Annotated in this window: 27 protein-coding genes; 4 read left to right on the top strand and 23 right to left on the bottom strand. The window is 62.8% G+C overall.

Annotated features, from left to right (window positions below):
* Window positions 1-18: 18 nt before the first annotated feature.
* From AB3X98_RS19020 to AB3X98_RS19005, 4 genes are all read right to left on the bottom strand, one after another.
* Window positions 19-1,443 carry an efflux transporter outer membrane subunit gene (locus AB3X98_RS19020; RefSeq protein WP_368602538.1) on the bottom strand — a complete coding sequence of 475 codons (1,425 nt, stop codon included), beginning with the start codon at window positions 1,441-1,443 and terminating at the stop codon, window positions 19-21.
* On the bottom strand, window positions 1,436-2,614 hold the full coding sequence (locus AB3X98_RS19015) for an efflux RND transporter periplasmic adaptor subunit (RefSeq protein ID WP_368602537.1): 1,179 nt from the start codon (window positions 2,612-2,614) through the stop codon (window positions 1,436-1,438). The genes AB3X98_RS19020 and AB3X98_RS19015 overlap by 8 nt, the downstream gene beginning before the upstream one ends.
* The gene (locus AB3X98_RS19010; RefSeq protein WP_368602536.1) at window positions 2,604-5,792 is read right to left on the bottom strand and encodes an efflux RND transporter permease subunit; all 3,189 of its coding nucleotides are present in this window, start codon (window positions 5,790-5,792) and stop codon (window positions 2,604-2,606) included. Before AB3X98_RS19010 ends, AB3X98_RS19015 begins: the two co-directional genes overlap by 11 nt.
* A 75-nt stretch (window positions 5,793-5,867) precedes the next feature.
* On the bottom strand, window positions 5,868-7,097 hold the full coding sequence (locus tag AB3X98_RS19005) for an MFS transporter (protein WP_368602535.1): 1,230 nt from the start codon (window positions 7,095-7,097) through the stop codon (window positions 5,868-5,870).
* A gap of 142 nt (window positions 7,098-7,239) precedes the next feature.
* On the opposite strand from AB3X98_RS19005, the gene AB3X98_RS19000 reads away from it, so the two are divergent.
* From AB3X98_RS19000 to AB3X98_RS18985, 4 genes are all read left to right on the top strand, one after another.
* Window positions 7,240-8,160: a LysR family transcriptional regulator gene (locus AB3X98_RS19000; protein ID WP_368602534.1), complete on the top strand. Its 921-nt coding sequence runs from the start codon at window positions 7,240-7,242 to the stop codon at window positions 8,158-8,160.
* A gap of 93 nt (window positions 8,161-8,253) precedes the next feature.
* Window positions 8,254-9,153, top strand: coding sequence for a LysR family transcriptional regulator (locus AB3X98_RS18995; protein WP_069265951.1), 900 nt, complete (start codon window positions 8,254-8,256; stop codon window positions 9,151-9,153).
* 114 nt (window positions 9,154-9,267) lie between these two features.
* Window positions 9,268-10,302 carry an LLM class oxidoreductase gene (locus tag AB3X98_RS18990; protein WP_368602533.1) on the top strand — a complete coding sequence of 345 codons (1,035 nt, stop codon included), beginning with the start codon at window positions 9,268-9,270 and terminating at the stop codon, window positions 10,300-10,302.
* Window positions 10,280-10,669 carry a nuclear transport factor 2 family protein gene (locus tag AB3X98_RS18985; RefSeq protein ID WP_368602532.1) on the top strand — a complete coding sequence of 130 codons (390 nt, stop codon included), beginning with the start codon at window positions 10,280-10,282 and terminating at the stop codon, window positions 10,667-10,669. The genes AB3X98_RS18990 and AB3X98_RS18985 overlap by 23 nt, the downstream gene beginning before the upstream one ends.
* Window positions 10,670-10,774: 105 nt before the next feature.
* Here the strand turns inward: AB3X98_RS18985 and AB3X98_RS18980 are convergent, their stop codons facing one another.
* The 19 genes from AB3X98_RS18980 to AB3X98_RS18890 form a co-directional block, all read right to left on the bottom strand.
* On the bottom strand, window positions 10,775-12,292 hold the full coding sequence (locus AB3X98_RS18980) for a CoA-acylating methylmalonate-semialdehyde dehydrogenase (RefSeq protein ID WP_069265948.1): 1,518 nt from the start codon (window positions 12,290-12,292) through the stop codon (window positions 10,775-10,777).
* Between the two features lie 269 nt (window positions 12,293-12,561).
* Window positions 12,562-14,289: an ATP-binding protein gene (locus AB3X98_RS18975; protein ID WP_368602531.1), complete on the bottom strand. Its 1,728-nt coding sequence runs from the start codon at window positions 14,287-14,289 to the stop codon at window positions 12,562-12,564.
* A gap of 351 nt (window positions 14,290-14,640) precedes the next feature.
* A complete protein-coding gene (locus AB3X98_RS18970) occupies window positions 14,641-15,216 on the bottom strand; it encodes a hypothetical protein (RefSeq protein ID WP_368602530.1) in 576 nt (191 codons plus the stop codon).
* Entirely contained in the window at window positions 15,213-16,046 is an 834-nt protein-coding gene (locus AB3X98_RS18965; protein ID WP_368602529.1) for a phage minor head protein, read from the bottom strand. The genes AB3X98_RS18970 and AB3X98_RS18965 overlap by 4 nt, the downstream gene beginning before the upstream one ends.
* Window positions 16,033-17,637, bottom strand: a complete 1,605-nt coding sequence (locus AB3X98_RS18960; RefSeq protein WP_368602528.1) for a DUF935 domain-containing protein — start codon at window positions 17,635-17,637, stop codon at window positions 16,033-16,035. Before AB3X98_RS18960 ends, AB3X98_RS18965 begins: the two co-directional genes overlap by 14 nt.
* A complete protein-coding gene (locus tag AB3X98_RS18955) occupies window positions 17,637-19,145 on the bottom strand; it encodes a terminase family protein (RefSeq protein ID WP_368602527.1) in 1,509 nt (502 codons plus the stop codon). The genes AB3X98_RS18960 and AB3X98_RS18955 overlap by 1 nt, the downstream gene beginning before the upstream one ends.
* Before the next feature lies 1 nt (window position 19,146).
* Entirely contained in the window at window positions 19,147-19,683 is a 537-nt protein-coding gene (locus AB3X98_RS18950; RefSeq protein ID WP_368602526.1) for a DUF3486 family protein, read from the bottom strand.
* Window position 19,684: 1 nt separating this feature from the next.
* Window positions 19,685-19,969, bottom strand: coding sequence for an ArsR family transcriptional regulator (locus AB3X98_RS18945; RefSeq protein WP_368602525.1), 285 nt, complete (start codon window positions 19,967-19,969; stop codon window positions 19,685-19,687).
* Window positions 19,966-20,310: a hypothetical protein gene (locus AB3X98_RS18940; protein ID WP_368602524.1), complete on the bottom strand. Its 345-nt coding sequence runs from the start codon at window positions 20,308-20,310 to the stop codon at window positions 19,966-19,968. Before AB3X98_RS18940 ends, AB3X98_RS18945 begins: the two co-directional genes overlap by 4 nt.
* Window positions 20,311-20,325: 15 nt before the next feature.
* The gene (locus AB3X98_RS18935) at window positions 20,326-20,556 is read right to left on the bottom strand and encodes a hypothetical protein (RefSeq protein WP_368602523.1); all 231 of its coding nucleotides are present in this window, start codon (window positions 20,554-20,556) and stop codon (window positions 20,326-20,328) included.
* Window positions 20,557-20,561: 5 nt separating this feature from the next.
* Window positions 20,562-20,885 carry a hypothetical protein gene (locus AB3X98_RS18930; protein ID WP_368602522.1) on the bottom strand — a complete coding sequence of 108 codons (324 nt, stop codon included), beginning with the start codon at window positions 20,883-20,885 and terminating at the stop codon, window positions 20,562-20,564.
* An 11-nt stretch (window positions 20,886-20,896) separates the two neighbouring features.
* Window positions 20,897-21,556, bottom strand: a complete 660-nt coding sequence (locus AB3X98_RS18925; protein ID WP_368602521.1) for a glycoside hydrolase family 73 protein — start codon at window positions 21,554-21,556, stop codon at window positions 20,897-20,899.
* Complete coding sequence (locus tag AB3X98_RS18920) at window positions 21,543-21,791, bottom strand: hypothetical protein (protein ID WP_368602520.1); 249 nt, start codon at window positions 21,789-21,791, stop codon at window positions 21,543-21,545. Before AB3X98_RS18920 ends, AB3X98_RS18925 begins: the two co-directional genes overlap by 14 nt.
* A gap of 112 nt (window positions 21,792-21,903) precedes the next feature.
* Window positions 21,904-22,260, bottom strand: coding sequence for a Mor transcription activator family protein (locus AB3X98_RS18915; protein WP_368602519.1), 357 nt, complete (start codon window positions 22,258-22,260; stop codon window positions 21,904-21,906).
* Entirely contained in the window at window positions 22,257-22,691 is a 435-nt protein-coding gene (locus AB3X98_RS18910; RefSeq protein ID WP_368602518.1) for a gp16 family protein, read from the bottom strand. Before AB3X98_RS18910 ends, AB3X98_RS18915 begins: the two co-directional genes overlap by 4 nt.
* Window positions 22,692-22,776: 85 nt before the next feature.
* On the bottom strand, window positions 22,777-23,187 hold the full coding sequence (locus AB3X98_RS18905; protein ID WP_368602517.1) for a hypothetical protein: 411 nt from the start codon (window positions 23,185-23,187) through the stop codon (window positions 22,777-22,779).
* A complete protein-coding gene (locus AB3X98_RS18900) occupies window positions 23,184-23,480 on the bottom strand; it encodes a hypothetical protein (RefSeq protein ID WP_368602516.1) in 297 nt (98 codons plus the stop codon). The genes AB3X98_RS18905 and AB3X98_RS18900 overlap by 4 nt, the downstream gene beginning before the upstream one ends.
* Before the next feature lie 17 nt (window positions 23,481-23,497).
* On the bottom strand, window positions 23,498-24,115 hold the full coding sequence (locus AB3X98_RS18895) for a DUF3164 family protein (RefSeq protein ID WP_368602515.1): 618 nt from the start codon (window positions 24,113-24,115) through the stop codon (window positions 23,498-23,500).
* 30 nt (window positions 24,116-24,145) lie between these two features.
* Window positions 24,146-24,520: a hypothetical protein gene (locus AB3X98_RS18890; protein WP_368602514.1), complete on the bottom strand. Its 375-nt coding sequence runs from the start codon at window positions 24,518-24,520 to the stop codon at window positions 24,146-24,148.

The raw sequence follows: 24,520 nt of genomic DNA, 5'->3' as shown, positions 1-24,520 counted from the left end.
GTCCTTGTTGTATGAAATTCAACCGGCCTTCAGGTCGTCCGTGGTCCAGCCGCCGCCGAGCGCGTGAATGAGGTCGACATTCGCATCCAGTTGCCGCGTGCGAAGCGCGATGACACTGCGTTGCGATTCCAGCTCGGCCGATTGAGCCTCGACCACATCCAGGTAGCTCACCGCGCCGCGCTGATAGCGCGCGAGCGCCAGGTTGAGCGCGGTTTGGGCGGCATTGGCGGCGTCCTGCTGCTGATTCGTCGCGGTGCCCAGATCGTCGAGCAACGTGAGGTTGTCTTCCACCTGCCGGAACGACGCCAGCACCACGCTGCGATAGCGTGCCCCCGCCTCCGCCGTGGCCTCCTTCGCCGAATCCAGCTGCGCGTGGCGCTTGCCGCCGTCCAGCAGATACACCGCCAGCGACGGTCCGATCGCCCAATACGAACTGGAAAGACTGAGCAGATTGCCGAGCACCGAGCTTTGCACGCCGCCCTGCGCGCTGAGCGTGAGCGTCGGGAAATACGCCGCGCGCGCCACGCCAATTTTTGAATTGGCCGCCGCGATGCGCCGCTCGGCTGCGGCGACGTCAGGCCGCCTTTGCAACAACGTCGACGGCACCCCGACCGGAATCACGGGCAACGCGATCGAATCGGTACTCGGTGCGAGCTGGAACTCAGAAGGCGAAGCGCCGACCAGCACCGCCACCGCGTGTTCGAGCAATGCGCGCCTTGCCTTGATCTGGGTGAGTTCGGACTGGACCGATGACAACTGGTTGCTGGCGCGCGCCACGTCGAGACCTGACACGATGCCCGCGCCATGCCGGTTGCGGGTCAGGTCGAGCGCCTTCTGGTACGCCTCCTGGGTCCCCTCGATCAGCTGAATCTGCTGATCGAGACCCCGCATGTCGATATAGCTTCGGGCCAGCTCGATTTCCAGGCTCAACTGCGTCGAGGCGAGATCCGCTTTCGACGCCTGACCTTCGTCCTTGCTTGCGGCGACGGAATCGCGCACGCGTCCCCAAAGGTCCACTTCGTAGTCGACTTCGACACCCAGCGTGGCTGAGTTGTAATCGGTCGGCCCAGTCGGGCTGCGCAACGGCCGCGAGTCCGACTCGCGGTCGCGCTGGACATTGCCCACAGCGGAAACCTGCGGGTACATCTGCGACTTGACCTGCCTGATGTACGCCTGCGACTGCTCATAGTGAAACAGCGCCGCGCTCAGGTCGGGGTTATTCGCGATCAGCCGTTGCTCGAGGTCGTCGAGTTCCGGCTCCTTGTACAGCTTCCACCATCCCGCGCGATCGAGCTGGTCAGCGGGGCTGGCCACGGTCCATGGTCCCTGGGTCTGGTACTGCGCCGCCACGGGTGTTTCCGGAACCTCGTAGTGCGGCGCGAGCGAGCACGCGGCGAGCACCACGGCACTCACCAGCGTGGCGAGTTTCAGATACTTAGTCATGCTTGTCACCTTTGGCCGTGGACGCGATCACCTGAACATGGTCGCCTTCGACAAGACCATCGGGCGGCGCGTCGACCACGCGGTCGCTCTGCGCCAGCCCCGAGCCGATATCGACCGCGTTGCCGAGGTCCTGCACGATCGAAACGGGTTTGAAGTGAACGGTGTCGCTGCGATCGACAGTGGCCAGCCGCAGCCCCCGGTTGTCGAATATCAGCGCGCTCGCCGGCACCCGCAGTGCGTTGGCGCGCGCCGGCAGCGAAAAATGCAGATTCACGAAGTCGCCCGGCAACAGCAAATGACCGGGGTTATCGACCATCAGCTGGACGAGCGACGTGCCCGATGCGGCGTTCACCGAGTCGGCCTGACCCACCACCGTGGCGGTGAATGTCTTGCCCGGATACTCCGGTACGGTGAAGGTGCCAGTTCCACCGGGCTTGACCGCCGGCACGTATTCCTGCGGCACGCGTACGTACACGCGCAGCTTGTCCACGCTCGATACAGAGAAGAGTTGCGGCCCCGTACCGCCGCCCGCATTGATCAATGCGCCAACGTCGGTGTTGCGTGCAGTGATCACGCCGTCGAACGGGGCGACGATCCGCGCGAAGCTCTTGGTCGCGACCAGCCGGTCCAGATTGGCCTGCGCTGCCGCCACGCGGGCCTGCTTCGCCACGTAGTCCTGCGTGCGGTCATCGACCTCCTGGCGCGATACTGAATCGGAGTCCAGAAGACTTTGCCAGCGTGCCGCGGTCGTTTTCGCGAGCGCGGCATCGGCTTGCGCGCTCGCGAGGTCGGCCTTCGCCTGGATCAACTGCTGATCGAGTTCGGGCGTTTCGATCTCGGCGAGCGTCTGGCCTGCCTTCACCGGTGTGCCGATGTCGACGCTCCACGATTTCAGGTATCCGCTCACGCGTGCATAGATGGGCGCGCTTTCGAAAGCCTCCAGTCTGCCGGGCAGATCCAGCGCGCCGCCCGGCGCCTCTGGCGCGGGCACGACGACATTCACGGACGGCACGGCTTGCGCCTCGGTCCAGTCTTTGAGCTGGTGCTCATGCTTCATGCGAAGCGAGACGCCACCAGCCACGATGAGGACGGCGAGCGCACCGCCAACGATGCCTGTTAAAGAAAGCTGACGCTGCGCGAGTGCGGCGCGCGTTGTGGGTTCAGAGGACATGGATCGAATCTCCGGTAATCTGCGCGGCCGTCGATGTGCGACCCCGACGCGAGTGGATCATGCAAAAAATAGCGGGCACGAGAAAAAGCGTTGCGGCAGTGGCGAACAGCAGTCCGCCAATCACCGCTCGGCCCAGCGGCGCGTTTTGCTCTCCGCCCTCGCCAAGACTCAATGCCATCGGCGCCATGCCGATGATCATCGAGAGTGCCGTCATGAGGACCGGCCGAAACCGGGTCGTACCGGCTTCCAATGCAGCCTTGAACGCGTCGCCGTGCTCGGTCAGACGTTCGCGGCAGAAACTCACCACCAGAATCGAATTGGCCGTAGCCACGCCCATGCACATGATTGCGCCGGTCAGTGCGGGCACCGAGAGCGTGGTATCCGTCGCAAACAACATCCAGACGATGCCGGCCAACGCACCAGGCAATGCCGCCACGATCACGAGCGGATCGGACCACGACTGGAAATTGACGACGATGAGCAAGTAAATCAGCACAACCGCGCCCAGAATCCCGAACGACAACCCGCCGAAGGCGTTGTTCATCGTCTGAGCCTGGCCAAGCAGAACGACCTTCGCCCCCTTGGGCGCTTCCTTGGCATTGGCCGAGACGATGTGGCGAATGTCGGCGGCGACGGCGCCGAGATCGCGGCCCTGGGTCGTGGCGAACACCTCGACCATCGGCTGCACGTTGTAGTTGCTCACCACTTCGTTGCTGGCCGTGCGGTGAATGCTCGCGACCCCGCCGAGAATTTGCCCATCGTTGGCCTCGGCCCCGCCGCTCACCGGCAGATTCACGAGCGACGAGAGCGAATCCACGCTGTACTGCGGCGTCTGCAGCACGATCGAATACTCCACGCCATTGGCCGCGTTGAGCCAGTAGGTCGGGGCGATCTGGCTCGAACCCGCCATGTGCACCACGAGGCTGTTGGTCACATCGCGTTCGGTGAGGCCCTGAAGCGATGCGCGGTCCCGATCGACGTCGATATTGAACTGCGGATTGGCCTGCGACTGCTCGATGCGCGCATCGACGACGCCGGGCACGTGGCGGATCTGACGCAGTAACGAGTTCGCGTAGGCGAAGTCGGCCGGCAGATTGTTGCCGCGAATCTGCAGGTCGATCGGTGCGGGCGAACCGAAGTTCAGGATCTGGCTCACGATGTCCGCGGGCGGGAACGAGAACGTCACGCCGGGGAACGCGCGCGGCAGCGATTCGCGCAGCTTGCGCACATAAGCGGCCGTCGGCCCATGGCCTTCTTTCAGCGAGATCTGGATGTCGCCGTCCTGCGGGCCGATCGTGCCCGTGTTGTTGTAGGCCGTATTGATGGAGCTGGTGGAAAGTCCAATGTTGTCCACCACGGTGCCGAGTTCGGAGGGCGGAATCGTCGCGCGCACCTGCGCTTGCACCTCGGCGAAGATCTCGGCGGTTCGCTCCACACGCGTACCCACGGGCGCACGCACGTGCAGCAGGATCTGGCCCGCATCGACGTCAGGGAAAAAGTTGCGCCCGAGCAGCGGCATCAACGCGAACGACACCACGACGAATGCAAAGAAGCCAATCACGAACGTGCGGCGACGTTCCAGCACCCGTTCGAGCATCGCGGCATAGTTCGCACGCACGCGTTCGAAGCGCTGCTCGAATCCACGATGAAAGCGCGCCCACACGCCGGCAGACTCGTGATGTCCTTGCTCATTCGCATGGGACTTCAGCAGGTACTTCGCCATCGTCGGCACGAGCGTGCGCGAGAGAATGAACGAGGAAATCATCGCGAAGATCACCGACTCGGCCATCGGCACGAACAGGAACCTCGCCACGCCATTCAGGAAGAACATCGGCACGAACACGATGCAGATGCAAAGCAGCGAGACGAACGCGGGTGTCACGATTTGTGCCGCGCCGTCGAGAATCGCGCTTTCGACGTCCTTGCCTTGCTCCAGGTGCCAGTTGATGTTCTCGATGGTCACGGTGGCGTCGTCCACGAGAATCCCCACCGCTAACGCGAGCCCGCCGAGCGTCATGATATTGAGCGTTTCGCCGAGCACCGAGAGCACTGAAATCGACCCGAGAATCGCGAGCGGAATCGAGGTCGCGATAATGATCGTCGAGCGCCAGCTACCCAGGAACAGCAGGATCATCACGCTCGTGAGCAAGGCGGCAATCAAGCCCTCGCGCGCCACGCCCTTGATTGCAGACCGCACGAAGATCGACTGGTCGCCAATTGCGTCGATCTGGAGCGCGTCCGGCAAGGAGGCCTTCGCGTCGGCAACCTTCTGACGAATGCCGCCGATGATCGACAATGTGGATGCCGAACCGTTCTTGAACACGGTGAGCAGCACCGAACGCTTGCCTTCCACGTGAACGATATTGGGCTGCGGCGGGCTGCCGTCGGTCACGTCAGCCACATCGTGCATGTGCACCACGGTGCCATTGGCGGACTTGATCGGCAGGTTCGCAATGGCCGCGATCGTCTCCGGCGCGTCGTTCAGCTGCAGCGTGTACTCGTAGTTGCCGATCTTTTCGGTGCCGACCGGCGTCACGAGGTTCTGCGCCGTCAACGCATTGAGCATGTCCTCGGCCGACAAGGAGCGCGCTTCGAGTTCGGACGGCTTGATGTTGATCTGAACCTGGCGGTCCTTGCCGCCGAACGGAAACGGGATCGCAGCGCCGTTCACGGTCGCGAGAATCGGCCGCAACTGGTTCTTGCCGAGGTCCGCCAGATTCTGTTCCGAGAGGCCTTTGCCCGAAAGCGCGAGCTGGATGATCGGAACCGTCGACGCGTTGTAATTGATGATGAACGGCGGCGTCGCCGAGGGCGGCAGCTGCTTCAAAATCTCCTGCGAAATGGCGGTCACCTGCGCATTCGCGGTACCAATGTTGGTGCCAGGCTGAAAGAAGATCTTGACAATGCCGTAGCCGGTAAGCGACGTGCCTTCGATGTGCTGAACGCCGTTCACGGTGGTCGTCAACACCCGCTCATACGGAGCCATCACGCGACCTTCCATCTGGTCGGGCGAAAGCCCCGTGTACTGCCATACCACGCTAATCACAGGGATATTGATCGGAGGAAAAATATCCGTAGGGGTACGAAACGCCGACAAAACGCCGACGATCAGGATAAACACGGCCAGAACGACAAATGTATAAGGCCGTTTCAGCGCGACGCGCACGATGCCAATCATGATAATTCCAGTATTGAAGCTGGCATCGCCCCTAACCGCGGCGGATTCCAGCAAGCAGATTCTCGATGCCTTGAATCAATCTGCGTTTGACGGGATCCGGCCCGCGGACTCGCGAGGCGCACCGATCCAGTGGATAGCGGAAGCCACAATTCCGAGCACAACGCCGAAGGCGACGATGCCCGACCAGCCAAAGCGGCTCATGAGCCAGCCGCTGACCGTCGCACCGACTGCGCCGCCGAAAAACGTGGCCGTCATATAGAGGCTGTTGATTCGGCCTTGTGCTTTCGGATCGACTGAGAAAGCGCGAGTCTGGTTAGAAACGAGACCGGACTGCACGCCGATATCGAGCACGATCACGCCCACGATCAGCAGCGTGAGCGACGTGGCCGCGCCGGAAAGAAGCACGTAGGCGAGCGTCGCGATGACGATGCTCGCGCCGATGACCTTGCGAAAGCCCACGCGGTCGGTGGCATTGCCACCCAGCGATGCGGCGAACGCGCCGGCTGCGCCGATGATGCCGAAGCCGCCCGCCCACGCGCTGCCGAGGTGCCACGGCCCGCTCTTGAGCAGCGCCGCGAGATTGACCCAGAAGGCGTTGAAACAGGCCCACAGCAGCGCCTGGATAATCATCGATTCGCGAATCGGGCGATTGTCGCGAACGAGCGGCCACAGCGAAGCAAGCAGACGTCCATACGAAAGATTCGTGGAGGGCACGCCCTTCGGCAGCAACGCAGCGGCGGCGATAAAGACCGGCACCATGAACGCGGCTTCCACGCCGTACACCGCGCGCCAGCCCCACGCCGCGCCAATTGCGCCCGCGATCGTGCGGCCGACGAGGATGCCGACCATGATGCCGCTCACGACGGTGCCGACGTTACGCCCCCGCTCGCTCGGCAACGACATGACGGCGGCGAAGGGCACGAGCTGCTGTGGCACGCAACTCACGATGCCAAGCGCAAACGAAGCCGCGATCAGTGCCCAGATGCCGGGCGCCACCGCCGCTGTCGCCGCGAAAACGAGTGCGAGCGCGATTTGAGTGAGCACGAGCTTGCGCCGGTCGAAGCGGTCGCCAAGCGGCAGCAGCAACGCGAGACCGGTCGAGAAGCCGAGCAGCGCCGCCGCTGCGACGAGATCCACCGTTGTGATGTTGACCCGCAGGCCCGCTGCGATCAGCGGCAGAATCGGCTGCGTGCAATAGATGTTTGTGATCACTGCTCCTGCGATGATCGCCATCATGACGATCTTGCCGCGCGATGCGACGGCGGGCGTAGCTGCACTTTCTCGGGTGCTGGGTAAGCCGCTCACGACAACCTCCTTATTCGTTGAATTTCTCCGGTCGTTGCAGCGATTTGCCGCGATCCAGATTGAGGTCGAACGTTACGCGCTTGCATTTACGAAGAGAATCCCTCACGATCAAGATTCATCCTTCCACTATTTGATAGGGTCCATGAATCGCCTCGAAGCCATGGCCATCCTCGTTTCGGTCGCTGATGCGGGCAGTCTCTCGGCTGCCGCGCGGCATCTCGACATGCCGCTCGCCACGGTCAGCCGCAAGGTTGGGGAACTGGAAGCACACCTGAAGACGCGTCTCTTTCACCGCACGACGCGCAAGCTTTCGTTGACGGAAGCCGGCGCCGCATACGTGGCCGCCTGCCGGCGCATTCTCGAAGACATCGGCGAAGCCGAGCGTGCAGCCACGGGCGAATACGCCGCGCCCAAAGGCGAACTCGTGGTTACCGCGCCCGTTGCGTTTGGCCGCTTGCACGTGGTGCCGGTGGTGGCGGAATTCCTCGCGCAGTATCCGGAGATCGACATCAATCTCCTGCTGACCGATCGTGTCGTTCATCTGATGGATGAACACGCGGACGTCGCGGTCCGCATTGGCGAGTTGCCCGATAGCACGTTGATCGCAACGCGCGTGGGCACGGTGCGCCGCGTCATTTGCGCCAGCCCCGCCTATCTCGCGAAGCACGGCGTGCCGGCCGAACCCGCGGACCTGGCAGGCCATCAATGCATTACCTTCGAGGCGCTCGCGTCGCTGCGGGCGTGGTCTTTCGGCTCCGGCAAGTCGGAGCAGTCCGTGCCCGTTCATTCGCGGCTTGCCGTGAATACGGCGGACGCCGCCATCGAAGCCGCGATCCTCGGCGTGGGTTTGATACGCGTGCTGTCCTACCAGGTTGCACGCGCCGTTCGGGCCAACGAGCTTCGCGTCGTGCTCGACACATTTGAAGCCGCGCCGCTGCCCGTCAATCTCGTGCATGCGGGGCAAGCACCCCTGCCGCTGAAGCTGCGCGCGTTCCTCGACTTCGCATCGCCGCGCCTGCGCGAGCGCACTGCGGGCGAACTCGTCAACGCCGAGAGCGCATGACGGCCTGAGCCGCGCGCGCAAAGGCGCTGCGCGCTCGCGCCGGAAGAGAATCCGCTAACATCGGGAATCTCCCTTCCAGTGATCGAGAAGACCATGGACCGTCTCGAAGGGATGTCCATCCTGGTCGCAGTCGTCGATGCAGGCAGTTTGTCAGCCGCGGCCCGGCAACTCGGCCAGCCGCTGGCGACAGTCAGCCGCAAGGTCGGCGATCTCGAAGCGCACCTGAAGACCCGCCTGCTCCATCGCACCACACGGCACCTCTCGCTCACCGAGGCCGGCGAGGCTTATGTCGCGTCGTGCCGGCGCATTCTCGAGGACATCGGCGAAATCGAACGCGCCGTGACCGGCGAATACGCGGCGCCGAAGGGCTCGCTCGTGGCCACGGCGCCCGTGGTCTTCGGGCGGCTGCATGTGGTCCCTGTGATGGCGGCCTTTCTCGCGCAATATCCAGAGATCGACGCCCGCCTCGTGCTGACCGATCGCAACGTCAATTTTCTCGAAGACCACGTGGACGTTGCGGTACGCATCGGCCAGCTGCCGGACAGCAGTCTCGTGGCGATACGCCTCGGCGAAACGCGCCCTGTGGTGTGCGCGAGCCCCGCGTATCTCGCCGAGCGCGGCACGCCGCAAAACCCGGCTGATCTCGCCGATCATGCGTGCATCGGTTTCGAGGGAATCAATGCGTCGCGCACGTGGACGTTTGCCGGCGAAAAGTCGGAGCAGAACGTGCCGATCCACGCGCGGCTCGTGACAAACACGGCGGAATCGGCCATCGATGCCGCGACGCTCGGGACCGGTTTGACGCGGGTTCTCTCTTATCAGGTCGCGAACGCCGTGCAGGAAGGCCGCTTGCAGCTCGTTCTGGAAACTTTCGGGCTGGCGCCCATGCCGATCCATCTCGTCCATGCCGGCCAAACGCCGCTGCCGCTCAAGCTGCGCGCGTTTCTCGACTTCATGTCGCCGCGCCTCAAGGCGCGCATGTCCGCTGTTTGAATTCCCCGCGTTATTGAGCGCGAGTATCAACTGTTGTTCATCGCCGGTGGTTTTTATCAGCGCCGTTCGTGCGTAACCTTGGTTCGCAAATGGGAAAGCGCAAGGCGAAACGCAATGGATATGTCAGCAATCACCGCAATGAAGGCTTCCGCGCCCGCCGAGCATGCGCTTTCAGCGCAGCCCGCGTGGCGCCGCGTGTTTCGCGAGGACGCGCTCACGGTCGGACTGATCCTGCCGCTCGAAACGCATCCGGACTCGCCGGTTCCGACCATGCGCGATCACATCGCCATGGCTCAGCGCGCCGAAGCAATGGGCGTGGCCGCGCTGTGGATGCGCGACATTCCGTTCTACGATCCTGCGTATGGCGATGCGGGCCAGATCTTCGAGCCGCTGGTGTATATCGCCAGCCTCGCGGCAGTGACGAAGGAAATCGCGCTCGGCACGACAGGCATCGTCTTGCCGATGCGCGAACCGCTTTTGCTGGCCAAGCAGGTGAATTCACTCGACCAGTTGACGAATGGAAGGCTTCTGTTAGGGATGTCCTCGGGAGACAGACCTTCCGAGTATCCCGTTTTCGGCATCGACTTCGATACGCGTGGCGAGCGGTTTCGCGACGCGTTCGAGACCTATCGAACAGTGAGCGAGCAGCCCTTTCCCGTGTTTTCCTCGCCACGCTTCGGTAAATCGGGCGGCACGCTCGACATGTTGCCCAAGCCGCCTTACGGACGCACCCCGGCCATTGCCGTCGGCCGGGCACAGCAGAGCCTCGAATGGATCGCGGCACATATGGACGGCTACCTCGGCTTCGTGCCCGGCCCCGCCGCGCTCGACGCATTCGTGCGCAGCTGGCAGGATCAGGTCGCCCGGTCGATGGGCCGCGATGCCTTCAAACCGGTTGCCTTTGGCGGGTACCTCTATCTGCATCCGCGGCCCGATTACCCGTTCCGCGCCATCAAGGGCGGCTTCGCTATCGGCAGCCGTTCGCTCAGGCATTTTCTCGAAGCGGCACGCGAAGCGGGCGTAAGCCACGTCGCGCTGAATCCGAAAGTTACGCCGCGCCCGTATGCCGACGTACTCGACGAGTTGCACAGCGAAGTGCTGCCGTACTTTATCCCGGAGGTGTTTCATGCAACACGCGAACATAAGTGAAGCGCTCAATGCGCACTGGCAGGCGTCGGCGGCCGGCGACCTCGAAGCCGAACACGACATCTACGCCGACGGCGCCATCTGCGACTACCCTCAATCCGGCGAACGCATTCTCGGGCGCAGGAATTTGCAGGCCCTGCGCGGCCATCATCCCGGCAAGCCGTCCGGTTTCGAAGTCAGACGAATGCAGGGCGAAGGCAATCTGTGGGTGACCGAATACATCATCGCTTACCAGGGGCGATCCGCTTTCACCGTGAGCATCATGGAATTCCATGACGGCAAGGTCGTTCACGAGACCCAATATTTTTCGGATCCCTTTGAAGCGCCCGCCTGGCGCAGCCAATGGGTTCAGAAGATCACGGCCAGCTAACGTTCGCTTCGAAAAATCGATTACGCAAATTGCAAAGCGAGATAGCCGGCCATGACCGCGCCGGCCATCTTCAAGCGCGCGCGGCGTTTTCACGCCGCGCCCGACTTACTTCGAAGCGGGCATGGCGAACTCCGCGCCCTTGTCGATGCTGCCGGGCCAGCGCTGCGTCACGCTCTTGTAGCGCGTGTAGAAGCGCACGGCTTCCTCGCCGTAGGCGTGATGATCGCCGAACAGCGAGCGCTTCCAGCCCCCGAACGAATGCCACGCCGACGGCACCGGACTCGGCACGTTGATGCCCACCATGCCGATCTGAATCTGCCGCGTAAACGTGCGTGCCGCGGCGCCATCGGCCGTGAACAGCGTGACGCAATTGCCGAGTTCGTGTGCGTTGACAAGCTCGATAGCACTGGCCAGATCCGGCACGCGAACCACCGAAAGCACCGGCCCGAAAATCTCTTCGCGATAGATCTTCATATCCGGCTTCACGTCGTCGAAAAGCGAGCCGCCCAGGAAGAAGCCCTCTTCGTGTCCCGCCACGGTATGGCCGCGCCCGTCCACGACGAGCTTCGCGCCAGCCTCGACGCCCGCATCGATGTAACCCAGCACCTTGGTGCGATGCGCGGCGCTGATGAGCGGCCCCATGTCCAGATCGGGCTCCATGCCCGCGCCGATGCGCAGCGCGCGCACGCGCGGCGCGAGACGCTCGATCAGTTCGTCGCCGATGCTGCCTATCGCCACCGCGACCGAGGTCGCCATGCAGCGCTCGCCCGCCGAGCCGTATGCGGAGTTGATCAGCGCATCGACGGCCTGATCGAGATTCGCGTCTGGCATGACGACGAGATGATTCTTTGCACTGCCCAGCGCCTGCACGCGCTTGCCGCGTTTGGCGCCCTCTGCGTAGATATATTCGGCCACCGGCGTGGAGGCGACGACGGACATCGCGGCCACATCGGGATGCTGGATCAGCGCGTCGACGGTGCCCTTGTCGCCGTTCACCACGTTGAACACGCCTTTGGGGAAGCCCGCCTCGATGAAGAGTTCCGCCAGCCGGATCGACGACGACGGCGTGCGCTCCGAGGGCTTGAGGATGAACGTGTTGCCGGTCGCGGCGGCCATGACGAACATCCAGCACGGCACCACCACCGGGAAATTGAACGGGGTGACGCCCGCAATCACGCCTACGGGCTGACGCAAATTCCAGCTGTCGACGCCGCTGCTGCTTTGATCGGTGAAACCGGTCTTGAGCAGGTTCGGAATGCCGCACGCGAATTCGACGATTTCGATGCCGCGCATGACTTCGCCCCTCGCGTCCGAAAACAGCTTGCCGTGGTCGCGCGTAATGAGTTCGGCGATTTCGTCGAGATGCGCCTCTAGCAGTTCCTTGAACTTGAACATCAGGCGCGCACGCTTGAGCGGCGGGGTTTCGCTCCACGCCGCAAACGCGCTTTTGGCGGCCGCGACGGCGGCGGCAACCTCACTGGTATTCGCAACCGGCACGCGCGCCGAAATGCGGCCCTGCGCGGGATCGTAGACGTCGTTGAATCGCCCGCTCACGCCAGCGGTGTATTGACCGTCGATGAAATGTTTCAGTTGGCGCACCGCGCCCTGGTTTGCTTCGCTCATACGACCTTCCTTTAGGGAATCTGGGCACTGCGCGCGGACCGAAGAGAGTCCGCATCGCAGCGCGCGTCAAGTCGAGTGGCCGGGCATCTCCATGACTCCCCGCCAGGACCGGCAGTCATTGACCGCCGACGAGAACAGTCTACGTTTTACGGCTCCCGGCCGAGGGACTAGCTGCGACGGTTTGGGGACATTCCCGGCGCGTTTCCGGCCATCGCGACAAGGCGGAAATCGCGGCGATCCGAAGGGTCGAATGGTTTCGCGAGGCGGCGCTAAATGCGCGCTGGGGGCGAAGCGTTACCTTGTGCAGGAAGCGTGAAATGGAAGCTGACGCCAACGGGGGCGTTCGGCGTCACCCACAGGCACCCGCCGTGGCTTTGCACGATCGAGCGGCAGATGGGCAGCCCCATGCCGAGACCGTCGGGCTTGGTGGTAAAGAACGCCTCGAATACGCCCTCGAGGTTGCCGGCGGCGAGTCCCGGCCCGGAATCCTGCACGGTGATGCAAAGTTCGTTATCGTCATTCCTGCCGGTTCGGATCACTAACGTGCGCTCGCCGGCTTTCACTTCGCTCATCGCCTCGAGGGCGTTGATCATCAGATTGAGCATGACCTGCTGCAATTGCACCCGGTCGCCCTGCACGCGCGGCAAGCCCTCGGCGAGTTGCACCGTGAGTTCGACCCCGCACTTGCTGGCTTCGCCGCGCACGAGCGCGATCAGTTCCCGAATCATGTCGTTGACGTCGAGCCCATCGGTGCGCAGCGGCTCTTTCTTGAAGTAGGCGCGGGTCCTGTCGACGATGCCGTTGGCGCGGTCGCTATCCGCGACGATGCGGGTCAGCGCGAGACGCACTTCGTCGAAATTCGGCGGGCGCGCCGCGAGCCAGCGCAAGGCTGCACTCGCGTACGCCGCGATGGCGGTGATCGGCTGCTTCACTTCATGCGCGATCGACGCCGACAACTGCCCCATGGTCGCCACGCGGTTCGAATGCGCCAGCACCGTCTGGAGTTCGCGGTAGCGTCGTTCGCTGTCTTGCACTTCCTGTTGCGCGCGCTTCTGGTCGGTCAGGTCGAGTATGAACGCGACGCCCTGCCCCTCGCGGTCGCCAAACGCCGCCGCGCCGACCATGACGGACACGCGGCTGCCGTCCTTGCGTATATATTCCTTCTCGATCGGTTTGGCGCTACCCGTGGCCTGCAATTCGGCCTTCACCTGTTCGTCGCGCTCATGCCATTCCGGCGGCGTCAGGTCGGGCCAGCGAATCTGCCCGGAGCGCAGGTCTGCGGCCGTGTAGCCCACGATGCGCAGAAACGCATCGTTGGCTTCGACGACATTGCCTTCGAAGTCCCAGATGTGGATGCCAATGATATTGGAGTCCACGAGGCGCCGCACCTTTGCTTCGCGTTCCTGAAGATCCGCATACAGGTGGGTATTCTCCAGGGAAATGGCGGCCTGGGACGCGAGCAAATCGAGCAGTGCGGAGCGGCGTGCGGTGAACACGTGCGAGGTCTCGGTGTTCTCCAGATACAGCAGCCCACTGAGTTCGCCCTGCCTGACGAGCGGCAGACAGAACACGGAGCGCGTGGCGCCGCTCGCCAGATACCCGTCTTCGGGAAAGAGACCGGACGTCACGGCATCGTCGATGATGACGCGCTTGCCCGTGTGCATGACGTAGCGCAGTAGCGCGGCTGGGGTGGCCGAGCCGCTGCCTGGTAATCGCCTCACCTCGATCCCGTTGCCGTCGATACGCGCCTCCGCCTCGATGCGGTAGCCGTCCGGCTGCTCGGGCACGATCAGCAGCCCACGGTCGGCGCCTGCGGTTTGCAGCGCGATCGTCATCAGGCGTTCGACCAGCCGCTTCAGTTCGATCTCGCTGGAGAGCGCGTGAGAAGCCTTGAGCAGTGTTGCTGCGTCGAACTCGCGCCAGTCGAAGCTGTGCGTCGACGTCAGCGTGCTCCCTTCCAGGTCGGCGAGGCGCGGGAATTCGCTGTCGAGCTGCATGATCTTGCTTTGCGCGCCCCACGCGTCGAAGCACCGGCGCGCATTGCGCAAATGACCTTCGTGAAGAGGAGTGAGATATTCCCAAGGGTTCCGGCGAGATATTTGCCGGACTAGCCTGAACAAAGTTGGACTTTCCCGGACGGACTTTGCAAACCGATTGCATGGGTTGAAAACGCAATATCTCTCAATTGGACAAGGCCCGCACGGGCCGCGTCAGGCCGAAGGCGAAGCTCGCGAGGAGACAGTGGGTAACGGTGGCACCGCGTAGCGGTTGTCCCCGCCCTTGCGGTGGGGGCAACACCGTTATCCATTGGCGGACGCGGGAATACCGCTCGTCGACGAGCACAGCGATCAGGGCCGTAGATAGTCCATTAAGTTCTCAATGACCGCCCGTTCCGCCGGCTCAGTGAGCCGTAGATCACTACCTGTGCCTCGCAACGGTAAGAACCGCCGCGCCGGGATGTCTCCCCAAGGCAAAGGATGGTTACGCCGGTCTCGGCCGAATTGGCCTTGCTTGGCCCCGTAAAACATCGTGGCGGCATATTCGACACTGGTGGTCACCCGCGCGTCGCGCGAACTATGAGCCGGGGTAAGGCTACGCACCAGGTTGTTTGTGTTGACAAGAATCTGCATCAAGCCGCTACGAGCCGCAGTGTAGCTCTTCAGTTCCTTGCCGTTCTTTCCGTATTGGCGACCGCTCCTGGTATTTCCTAGCGCCCGGCGGTGCTTCGTCACCTCACTCAGCGGCTGCCACTCTTCATCGAGGCCAACCCCCTTTCCCTGGGCCGCGAAGATACGCTCGGATTCCCGCAGGAGCGTCATCGATACCGACCGCATGGCCGGCTCGGCGTTGCTGCCCCGGTCTGCGAGCTGCTGGAGCACCTGGCGAAGACGGTCGCCGCCGATAAATTGGACGTCTGCGCTCATGCCGCCATCCTCGGGTAGTTCGCTGCAGCGTTGTAATCCCATCCTGGATCAGGCCGGAACGGGCGTGGCATGTCGGGCAACCGGATTTGTCGTACGGTCATGGGCTGGCCGTTCGGCAGGAGACGCGGTTGGCCGCGTCGATCGATGACGGTCACTTCCTCAATGTGGCCCGCCGCGCTCTCGACAGTGAGTCCATCCCGCTCGACGTCGCGGTAACTGAGCGGAATTGCACGGCATCGGCAACCCCAGCCGCACGGCGGAAAGACGACGCCCCAGGCGACGTCGTCGTACCGGAAGACCCGGCCGTGCATCGCGGCATGTGCCGGCCGCGTGCGGCTGTCCATGACGGCCGTGTATTGCCAGAACGGGTGGGAATCGGCGGCGGCCATCATGGCCCGAAAGCGCCCGGCCATATAGGCCGTCTGGAGATTCTGCTCGTAGATCAGACGAAGCCGTGCCGGCGTGCCATATTCCACCGGCCGCGTGGTCCCCGGATACATCTTCGTGATTTCGCCGGTCTCCGGGTCAATCGCCTTTCCCCACCACCCCTTGGCGCGCAGCACCGGCTCGACGTCCTTCCTGAACTCCTCATACGGCTGGCCGTCTTCAAGCGCTTTAACAAGCGCGTCTCGAATGTCCCCTGCAACATCGAAGCCGGCCGATTGCGCGACCGTGAACGCTCGCGAATGCGCTTCCCGCCACAGGTCCGTCCAGCCGTCGCTGACCACAACGCCCTTGGACTTCAGGTACTCGATAGCCTGCTCGGGCGGCATCTTGAATGCCGCGTAGATCGTTGGGGCGTCGACCGGCCCCCTGTTATTCACCGCCACGGTCAATCTCCTGGCGGACCGCTTCGGTACCGAGCAGGTCGACGACGAACATCGCGCGTGCAATGGCCTCGACCAGGACAGTATCGTCGACCTTCAGGTGATCAGCCGACAGTGCCGCGAGTGCTTCACTGAAGTCGCCAGCATCGGCCACGGCCTTGAGTGCTGCTCTCGCGAGGTCGCGGCCCTGTTGCGGCAGTTCCTTCATGAGCATCGCGAGCGCCTTGTCGATTTCGACCTGCTGCGGGTCGATGGCTTCTAGCGGATCCGCTGCGGTGGCTACCGGCGGCGTAGCTGATGCGGCGGCGATGCTTTTCGCGTCGCGCAGCGGCTTCACGTCCGCTACAGCGATCTGCAGCACATCTTCGTCGTCGGTCGGCACCGGAATGTGCAGCTTTTCATGCAGCCACGCACGGCCGATTCGCATGTCGCTTGCCACCAGCTTGGGAACCGCGTCGGCATAAATTTTGATGTCCTCGGGTTCGGTGTTGTCGAACACGAGGCGGGGACAACGGCGAACATCAGCAAACCCCTTGTTCAGTGCAAGGATCGGATAGATCAACTGTTGCGTGATGGTTGAAGCCAGCACCTTGCAGTCCGCGTCACGGATGTCCGCGCGCACCTCGCCGTGCAGCTTCGCATTGCCGCTACCCAGGCCGCTCGCGTGCGCTTCGGCGCTCATCGTCTGGCCCAGGATCGCCTTGCTCTCTGCGCGGTCGCAATAGTTGATCATCGCGAGAAACGGGGAATCGGTACCCTTTGCCGCTTCCTCGAATTCGATCGCCATCGTCTGCGGGACGATGCCGGCCGCGTTGTGCCCCATGCTCAGAATTGCACGCATCAACGCCCCCTTTTCCTGCTCGGTAGCATTCTTGGGGTATTTGCCGACGCGCATCGGGAGACCATAGATGTCCAGGAATTCGGCGAGGTCCCCCAGCGCGTAGTTCTTGAACAGGTATGGCCAGACCAGCACGCGCATGAGACCCTGCCGCGCCGTGTAGCCCGACATGGACTTGTGGCGATGCAGAATCCAGCCAAACGGCAGGAGCGGCGCGCCATCGGGCGTGCCGTCGCGCAGGTTGATCTGCATGCGGGTTTCATGGTCGAGCTGGAACCAGTACTGCGGGCGCCAGTGGTGCTTTTCGAGCACCCAGGTGCTGCCGAGCCGCGCCCATTGCAATTCAAGCGCAGAAAAGCCGTTCAGGATCGCATCAAGGCAATCGAACAGGAGGTCCTCGAACTCGGCCGTATCCAGTAGCTGTTCCCCGACGAATGCTGCGAGCTTCTTTTCTTCGGCGCTGGCATTGCGGGGCGGCTGCACGGTCCAGTTCAGCTTGACGACGGCACGGATGCGCTTGACGAGCTCGGCATGCAGGTGCGCATCGCGTTCCTGCATGTCGCGCGCAAGCTCGTGCTGACGGATCAGGAACCCGAATTCGGCCTGCTGCAGGATGTCGTTAAGACGCCGGGGTGTGAGGCCGCGTGCCGGGTGCTCCGCAACCTGGTGCGTGAGCCAGGGAATGCGATCGCTCTGCTGCTCGTCGAGCACCATCTTTTCGAACGGCCGGCCGTACTGGTCGACGATCTTGCCCATTACCAATCTCCACGCCCCGCATGCTGGGGCAAATCATCACGTTGGTCGTCGCGCATGAAGTCGCGCCCGGTTTGATCGCGCGCCCGCCTGGGCACCTCGATGCACTCCATTGACCCACCGTCCTGTTCGCTGGCGTACCAGGCTAGCGCGAACGCGATCGCCGCATCGCCGTGGCGTTGCTGCCCGGTAGCTGACTTTGTGCGCGCGTTCTCTGCGAGCTTTGGAATGCCCTTGTTCATCACGATCATGCGCAGATCGCTTTTCACGTCGGCATCCTTCGGCAACTGGTCGAGTGTGCCGTCTTCGAGCGCGGCCTTGAACCTGGGCATGTTCTCCAGATACCAGGTGTTCGTGAGCATCACCTGGGCAATGCTGGCCGCGCCGTACTTCTGCATCGCGACCTCGGCGAGGTACTGGCCGTTGCCGCGTGCGTCGAGCGCTCCGAAGGAAAAGCGCGGCAAGCGGTCGACCACCCAGAAGAGAATCTGCTCCTGCTGCTTGAACGGCACATTGCCCAGTTCAATGATGAACGGGCAGACGCGCTGAAGCGCCTGCAGCTCCAGCAGTGGTGCGAACACAGACAGGTCGCCAGTGCGGCCGAAGTCATGCCCGAAACTGCTGCTTACCGCTTGAGGCAGTTTTTCGAGGACCGGCGCCACGTCGGCCTCAAGCCAGTCGAGTGCGGCCTTCTCACGCACGTCGTCGCCGAGCTGCTCGAAGCCTTCCTTGCATGTAAAGCGCAGGATGGGTGTCCCGGCCGACATGCGCGACTCGATCAGTGCGCTGGACAGATAGGCGCCTCCGCTGCTCGCCGGAATGCAGTCCAGTTCTTCGGCGTCGTTTGGCCGGTAGAGCGTGCGGATTTCGTTGCACCACTTTGCTTCGGCTTCAGTGGACCACGGCTTGTCGGTGGCGAGGAACACCCGTTTGCACAGACCTTCCTTCACCGCGTCGTCAAACGTGATGCGATGAAGGCTATAGGGCTTGCGTCCTTCGCGAACTTCCTGCACCAGTTCGTTAAAGGGATTGTCGACGCCGTTATGCGTCGAGATGACGGATACCGAACCGCCCCAGATCAGCAATGCGAGCGCAGCCTTCAGCAGTTCGGCAAGGTTGTCGTGGAAAGCCGCCTCGTCGATGATGACGCGACCCTGCTTGCCGCGAAGGTTGGCCGGGCGCGACGACAGTGCGGTCACGCGGGCGCCGCTGGCGAACTGGATACGAAACGCAAGGATGTCGCGGTCTTCGTCTTCGATCGCGATTTCTTCCATTGCCTCGGCGGCAAGCTGGAAGTTTTTGGCCCATTCCGCGCAGTCGCGGATAAATTCGAGAGCCATGTCCTTGTTGTAGCCGATGTACCAGGTGTCCTGGCCACCCTTGCGTGACGCTTCGAGCGCACTGTCTCCAGCCTCCGACCAGGACAGGCCCACGCGGCGGGATTTTTCGCACACGCGCACGCGCGAGGTATCCGCGCACCAGCGCTGCTGATATGGCAGCAGGACGTCCATGTCAGGCCGCCTTGCCGAGTATGCGCGTCTTGATCAGGTCGACCGCATCATCGGTCAGGCCCATGCTGCGCGCGGTTTCTCCAGCTTCCTTCGCAGCCTCTTCGAGCGCCTGCCGGCGTGCCTCGGTTTGCCAGCGCTTTTGCATCACCGATGCCTTGCCGAGTTCGGCCACCGCGCGTGCTAGCTTCGACAGATCGACCTTCTTCGGATCGACCTCGATGTCCATCAAGATACCGAACATCTTTTCCTGGACGAGCCGGGTCAACGCGTCGTTCACGGCGCCTTCGTCATCGGGCGACGCCTCGACCACTGCGCGTGCCTGCTCGGACACTAGACGGACGGCCTTCAATCGCTCATCAAAGGATTTGCCGTATTGATGCACGCCAGTCTTGCTGACCTGCATGTCGTACGGCCTCAACGCTTCATTGAGCTGCGCGGCAATACCTTCGTAATCGGAGAAATTGCTCTTGACCAGCAGCTCGTCGAGCCATGACTTGACCTCGGGGGGAAGCCGGTCGATTTTTGAACGTGGGGGCATGTCACTCCCCCGGCCGCAACGGACGCACACCCGGCACCGTTGCACGGCCGGTCGCGACGTCGCCGCCGCGTGCGGTCAGCAACACGGCGTTGTCGCGCAGGTTGACGAGCCCCATTTCGCCGAGCCAGGCAACATCGGCGTCAACGCGGTCCGTCGACACCGAATGTCCGCCCGCATCCAGAAAGGTCTTGATCAGGCCACGGTTGGCGCCAAAGCCGTCTGTTTCAGAGAGCGCCCGGAGAATCATGAGGCGGCGGTCGGCGTCGACCAGTTGTGCGAAGCTCATTTCGATGATGTACCGGAAAGAAGGTGTTGCTGGATGAGCATCAGGGTGCGGTGCATGCCCCGGACCTCGCCAGTCAGCGTATGAACGCCTTGCCCCATTTCGTTGATACGCGTATGCACCGAGCCAAGGTCTTCATGCGTGGGGACGTGCAGGATCGCTTCCTCCACGCGTGCGACGCGCTCGCCGTGATTGTCCAGGCGGTTATCGACGCTGGCCTCAAGGGTGGAAATCCGGTCATTCGTGACCTTGTCCTTGTTGCTCAGATAGACGTAAATGCCGACGGCTGCCGTGGCGAGTGCGTCGCACACCTGGAACGCAAGGCTGAAATACTCAATGTTCATCGGCAGTAGTGCCCGTTACGGTGAGGTTTTACGGGACGCGCGAGGACAGTTCCGATCGAGCGCGAGATCGAGCGCGAGAATCTGCTGCTTCGTTTCGATCGTGTCGGCGGGGCTGGCAGAAATTGGCTTGACCCATTCACACGCTGTGTCGATCACGCGGGTCGGAACTACCGGCTGCTTCGGTACCGGGCCCTGCGTCGCGCAGGCGGCAAGCGCCAGCGTGAGTGTGAGAACGATGGTTCGCATGACCGTTACTCCTTGCGCAAGGCGCCCAGATCTTCTAGCCGTGCGTCGAGGTCCGAAGGTGGCGTAGTGCTTGCGGCCTGTTCGGCTTGTGACGCGTTGACGACGGCCGTCTCACCCGCACGCGCAGCGGCGGCATCGGCCTGCGCCTGCGCATTGCCTTCGTCGGCCACCTGCTGCTGTGCCTGTGCAACGACGGCGTTGGCCTGTGCAACTTTGGTCTGAGCCGATTTCGTCTGGACGAAGCCAACCAGCACGCCGGCACCAATGCCACACGCGCCGACAATCGCCGGCCAGAACTTCGCGAATAATGAAACGAAGATGGTGAGCATGTGCGGCCTCCTTAAGCGTCAAGCGCGCTGAGGTTGTGGGCGGCGATCACCGACTTGAGCTTTGCGGCGTAGAGCGGGTCGGTGGCATAGCCGCATGCCGCGATCGCGGTTGCGAATGCCGGTCCCGACGTGCATGCAAATGCCGGCCGGTAACGCGGGTTCGTGGCGAGAAACGTACCGTGATCCTCGATGCTTCCCTGCCAGTCGCTATAGGCGCGGAACTCCGCATGAATCGCGATCGTCTTGTAGTCCTCGACTTCATGCGTCAGCTGGACCGTGAATGGGCCGTGCCACGACGCGTCCGCCTTGATGCCGAACAGGTTCATGCCCGGCGCGTGCACACCCCAGCTTGACTCGAGCGCTGCCTGGGCGACCGTGACACTGGCCGGTACGTGGGTGCGACGCGCGCATGCCTGTGCGGCTGGCGCAATCGCGGCGATGAACTCGGCAGGCGTCATCGGGCGCGCCGCTGCGGGCGCCGATACCGGCTGCGCAACAGTGGTCGCGGGTTGCGCAGCCGCGCCTTCGACAGGCGTATTCGCCGGGGCGACGTCCGCCGTGCTCTGCACAGCAGGGGCCGGGCCGACTGGCACGATGTCTCCGCCGACGTTGAGCGGGGGAGCGGGACGGAAGAGGCGCGTGATGGCCGCGAAAAAGTCACTGAGCGGCATCTTGCTGCCCCCCGTCGACGGTCACGATGCGGGCAACGAGAACGAGTACAAAACCGCCCGTCGCGATGACGCGGCCCCAGCCCTGGGGGAGCTGCGTTTTCAGGTCATCGGGCAACTGCGACCATGCCGCGAGAACTGACGGACCGATACCGATCAGCGCGGCCATCAATGCGGACAGGCGCACGCTTGCGAAGCGATGCGCCTGCCGCCATTCGTCGATCAACTTCAGTTTCATGGGTGCATCCGGGTCAGGGTAGAGACGCTGTCATATTGGCGTCTACCTGGGGGCCGGGGCTTCTAAAGCGTTTGAGTAACGCCGCGCGCCCCGCCCGGATGCGAAAGGAAGGTTAGAACAGGTCTTGCTGCCGCGTGGAGCGGTCGAAGGCGATTGCGTCGCGAATGATATTGCGGACCTGCATTTCCGTCAGCCCGGTTTCACGCGCAAGCTGGGTGTAGTTGTCGCCCTTGAATCTGGCAAAGATACCGGCGTTGCGCAGCGAGATTTCATAACTGTGGCCGCGCGGAATATAAAGGTGCATGCCTGATATCTGCTTGCGCACGGACTCGGCGGTACTGAATGCCAGTTCCCCGGCCTTCTGCTTGTCCAGACCATGCTCGATGAGCTTCTGATAGATCACCTGGCCAATGTGCTCCAGCAGCTCGGGATACTGTGGCGGAAAAGAAAACCTCTCTGGCTGGTTCATGGCGTCGCTCCCTGTTGAACACGTGCAATCCATTTCTTGAGCGCTTCGATGACATGGCTCGCCTGCATCGTTGAGAGCCACTGCAGCGCGGCGATGCCCGTCTGGCGCTTGACATAGCTGGCCAGCGCCGCGTCTGACGGATTTCGGACGGCGCCAAGCTCGTGGAGTTGACGCCAGAGCATTCGAAGCTTGTCGCTCTGGGCGTCATCGGGCACCCGGCCGGAGCGGGTCTTGTCGTCCCCACCATTGCGCGTGGGCCTGAACCCGCAACGCTTCAGATGTGACAGCACCGCGTCTGCGCCGGCCTTGTTCAGGTCCCTGGCCGACTCAGCGCCACCGACTGAGCGGAGCATGGTCCGGTACGTGTCGTCGTCCATCGCGAGCTGCTTCTTCGCGATGTGGATTTTCGCGAGATCAGACCGTGAAATCATCGCCTGCTCCCGATGGCGCGCCGTAGTTCCTTGCGACACAGAATCGCGAGGAATACAAGACCCGCAACAATGATGAAATCGTCGCTCACGGCTGTTCTCCTGACGACTCGCGCGGGCTGACGCTCTGCATTGCCCTGAAGAACGAACCGATGACGTTCACGCGGATGGTCTGTGAGACGGCCTCGCACGAGACCAGACCGTTGCCGATTTTTGCCATCCGGGCATATCTATCCGCGAACTCCGTCAGCGTACGAACGGCGGCGTCAATATCGTCGTCCCGTTGCGGTATTGGCCGCCCATTCCAGATATCGACAACGCGCTGCACCGCCTCCGCTTCGCTTGCCGAGCCGTGCTGTTCCGTGACAGAAAGATCGCATTCGTCGCAATCTATGCTGCCAACGTAGGTCACCGTATCGATCTGCTGAACCTCGGGCTGTTGGGCGGTACCGTCGCAGCATGGACAGCGCTTTAATTCGTAATTACGGTGGTCGCTCATAACATTCGTCCCTCGGGTTCCTCTTCAAGATCGGCAATCCAGCCCTGCAATGTCTGCAGTTGCTCTGCCGTTTCGATGTCCACATGTTCGTGCCCGATGACCGGACGCAACAGCGCACACATGAGTTCGATGCCTGCGATCGCTTGCGCGACGTCGGCGGCTATGCCGACTCGTTCGACGTACACGCGGTCAAGCGCGGCAATCAGTTCGTTACAACGCAGCACGGTCATGCGAGCCTGACCGGGGATACCAATCTTCTCCCGAATGCGTTTCGACAGTGGATCGAGATTCATGCGTACGCTCCGGTCGCTCAGATCGCAGCAAGGTCGAGACTGATTGCGCGGTACTCCTCCGTCGCTTCATCGCGTTCATAGAGGCGCACATACGGCTTGCTGCCCGTCACTCGAATGCTGTCGACGATCGCGCGCATCGCCGTGGTCCAGGTGGGGTCGTCGATCGCAAGGCGACGCAGGCCGAGAATGCGACCGGTGTTCACGTTGCCCTCCTTGTCGACCTGGAACGCCTCGTTGATGAGTGCCTTGATCTTGTCGTTGCTGCCCTCGGTCCATTCGCGGATGCACTCATCGATCAGTTCCTTCGCGGCCTGCAGGCGCTCGTCGAACTGGATGCGCTCGGCGATCTGGCGAACGATCTTGTAACGGCCGTCGAACGTGATCAGTGAAATATTGCCCTTCGTGCCGCCGACCTTGACGCCGTATTGCTCGTTGCTTGTCTCAACAAAGGCCGCGATATCGGTGAAGGCACGACGCTTGAACTCAACAAGTTTCGCCTGCAGCTGTTTGGCTTCGGCAATCAGGGACTGGATCGTCTGATCGCGAAGCTGGTCGACAGGCTTGACCATCGATTCGGGAACGAGGTGGCCGCGTGCATCCTTGACGTAGCCGGCCGGAATGGTGATATCGCTCAAGCTGTTCTCCTGAAAATTCATTGGTTGCCGTTACAACGGCAGGTGGTAGCGTGGCGCTGCCGCAAGCGTGACGGACGGACCGGACTGCAACCAGCACACCGTGACACCCTCAAATTCACCACTTACTTCTGTGCCGGCGCCGCTCGCGCTGAACCGACGTGGACCCATCCGATCGAGCAACGGCTTGAGCGAGCGATTCGAGAGGCGCTCAATGCGCAATTGCGGGCCGCTTTCAGCCCACGTGATGCTGCGCACGGAAAACCCCATGCACCGCAGTTCGCGCCATGCGCGGTTCGTGCGAGCCAGGCGGTCAAGGACGGGGGCCGTGAAAACGCGTGGCTCCGGTTCCGCGCGTCGCGTCGGCGTCGCGTCCTCTTTGTCCACCAGCTTCAGGTAGCCATTCAT

This window comes from Paraburkholderia sp. BR14312, assembly GCF_040948675.1.
Taxonomy (GTDB): domain Bacteria; phylum Pseudomonadota; class Gammaproteobacteria; order Burkholderiales; family Burkholderiaceae; genus Paraburkholderia; species Paraburkholderia nodosa_A.
This window is presented reverse-complemented; position numbering and strand designations above follow the sequence as displayed.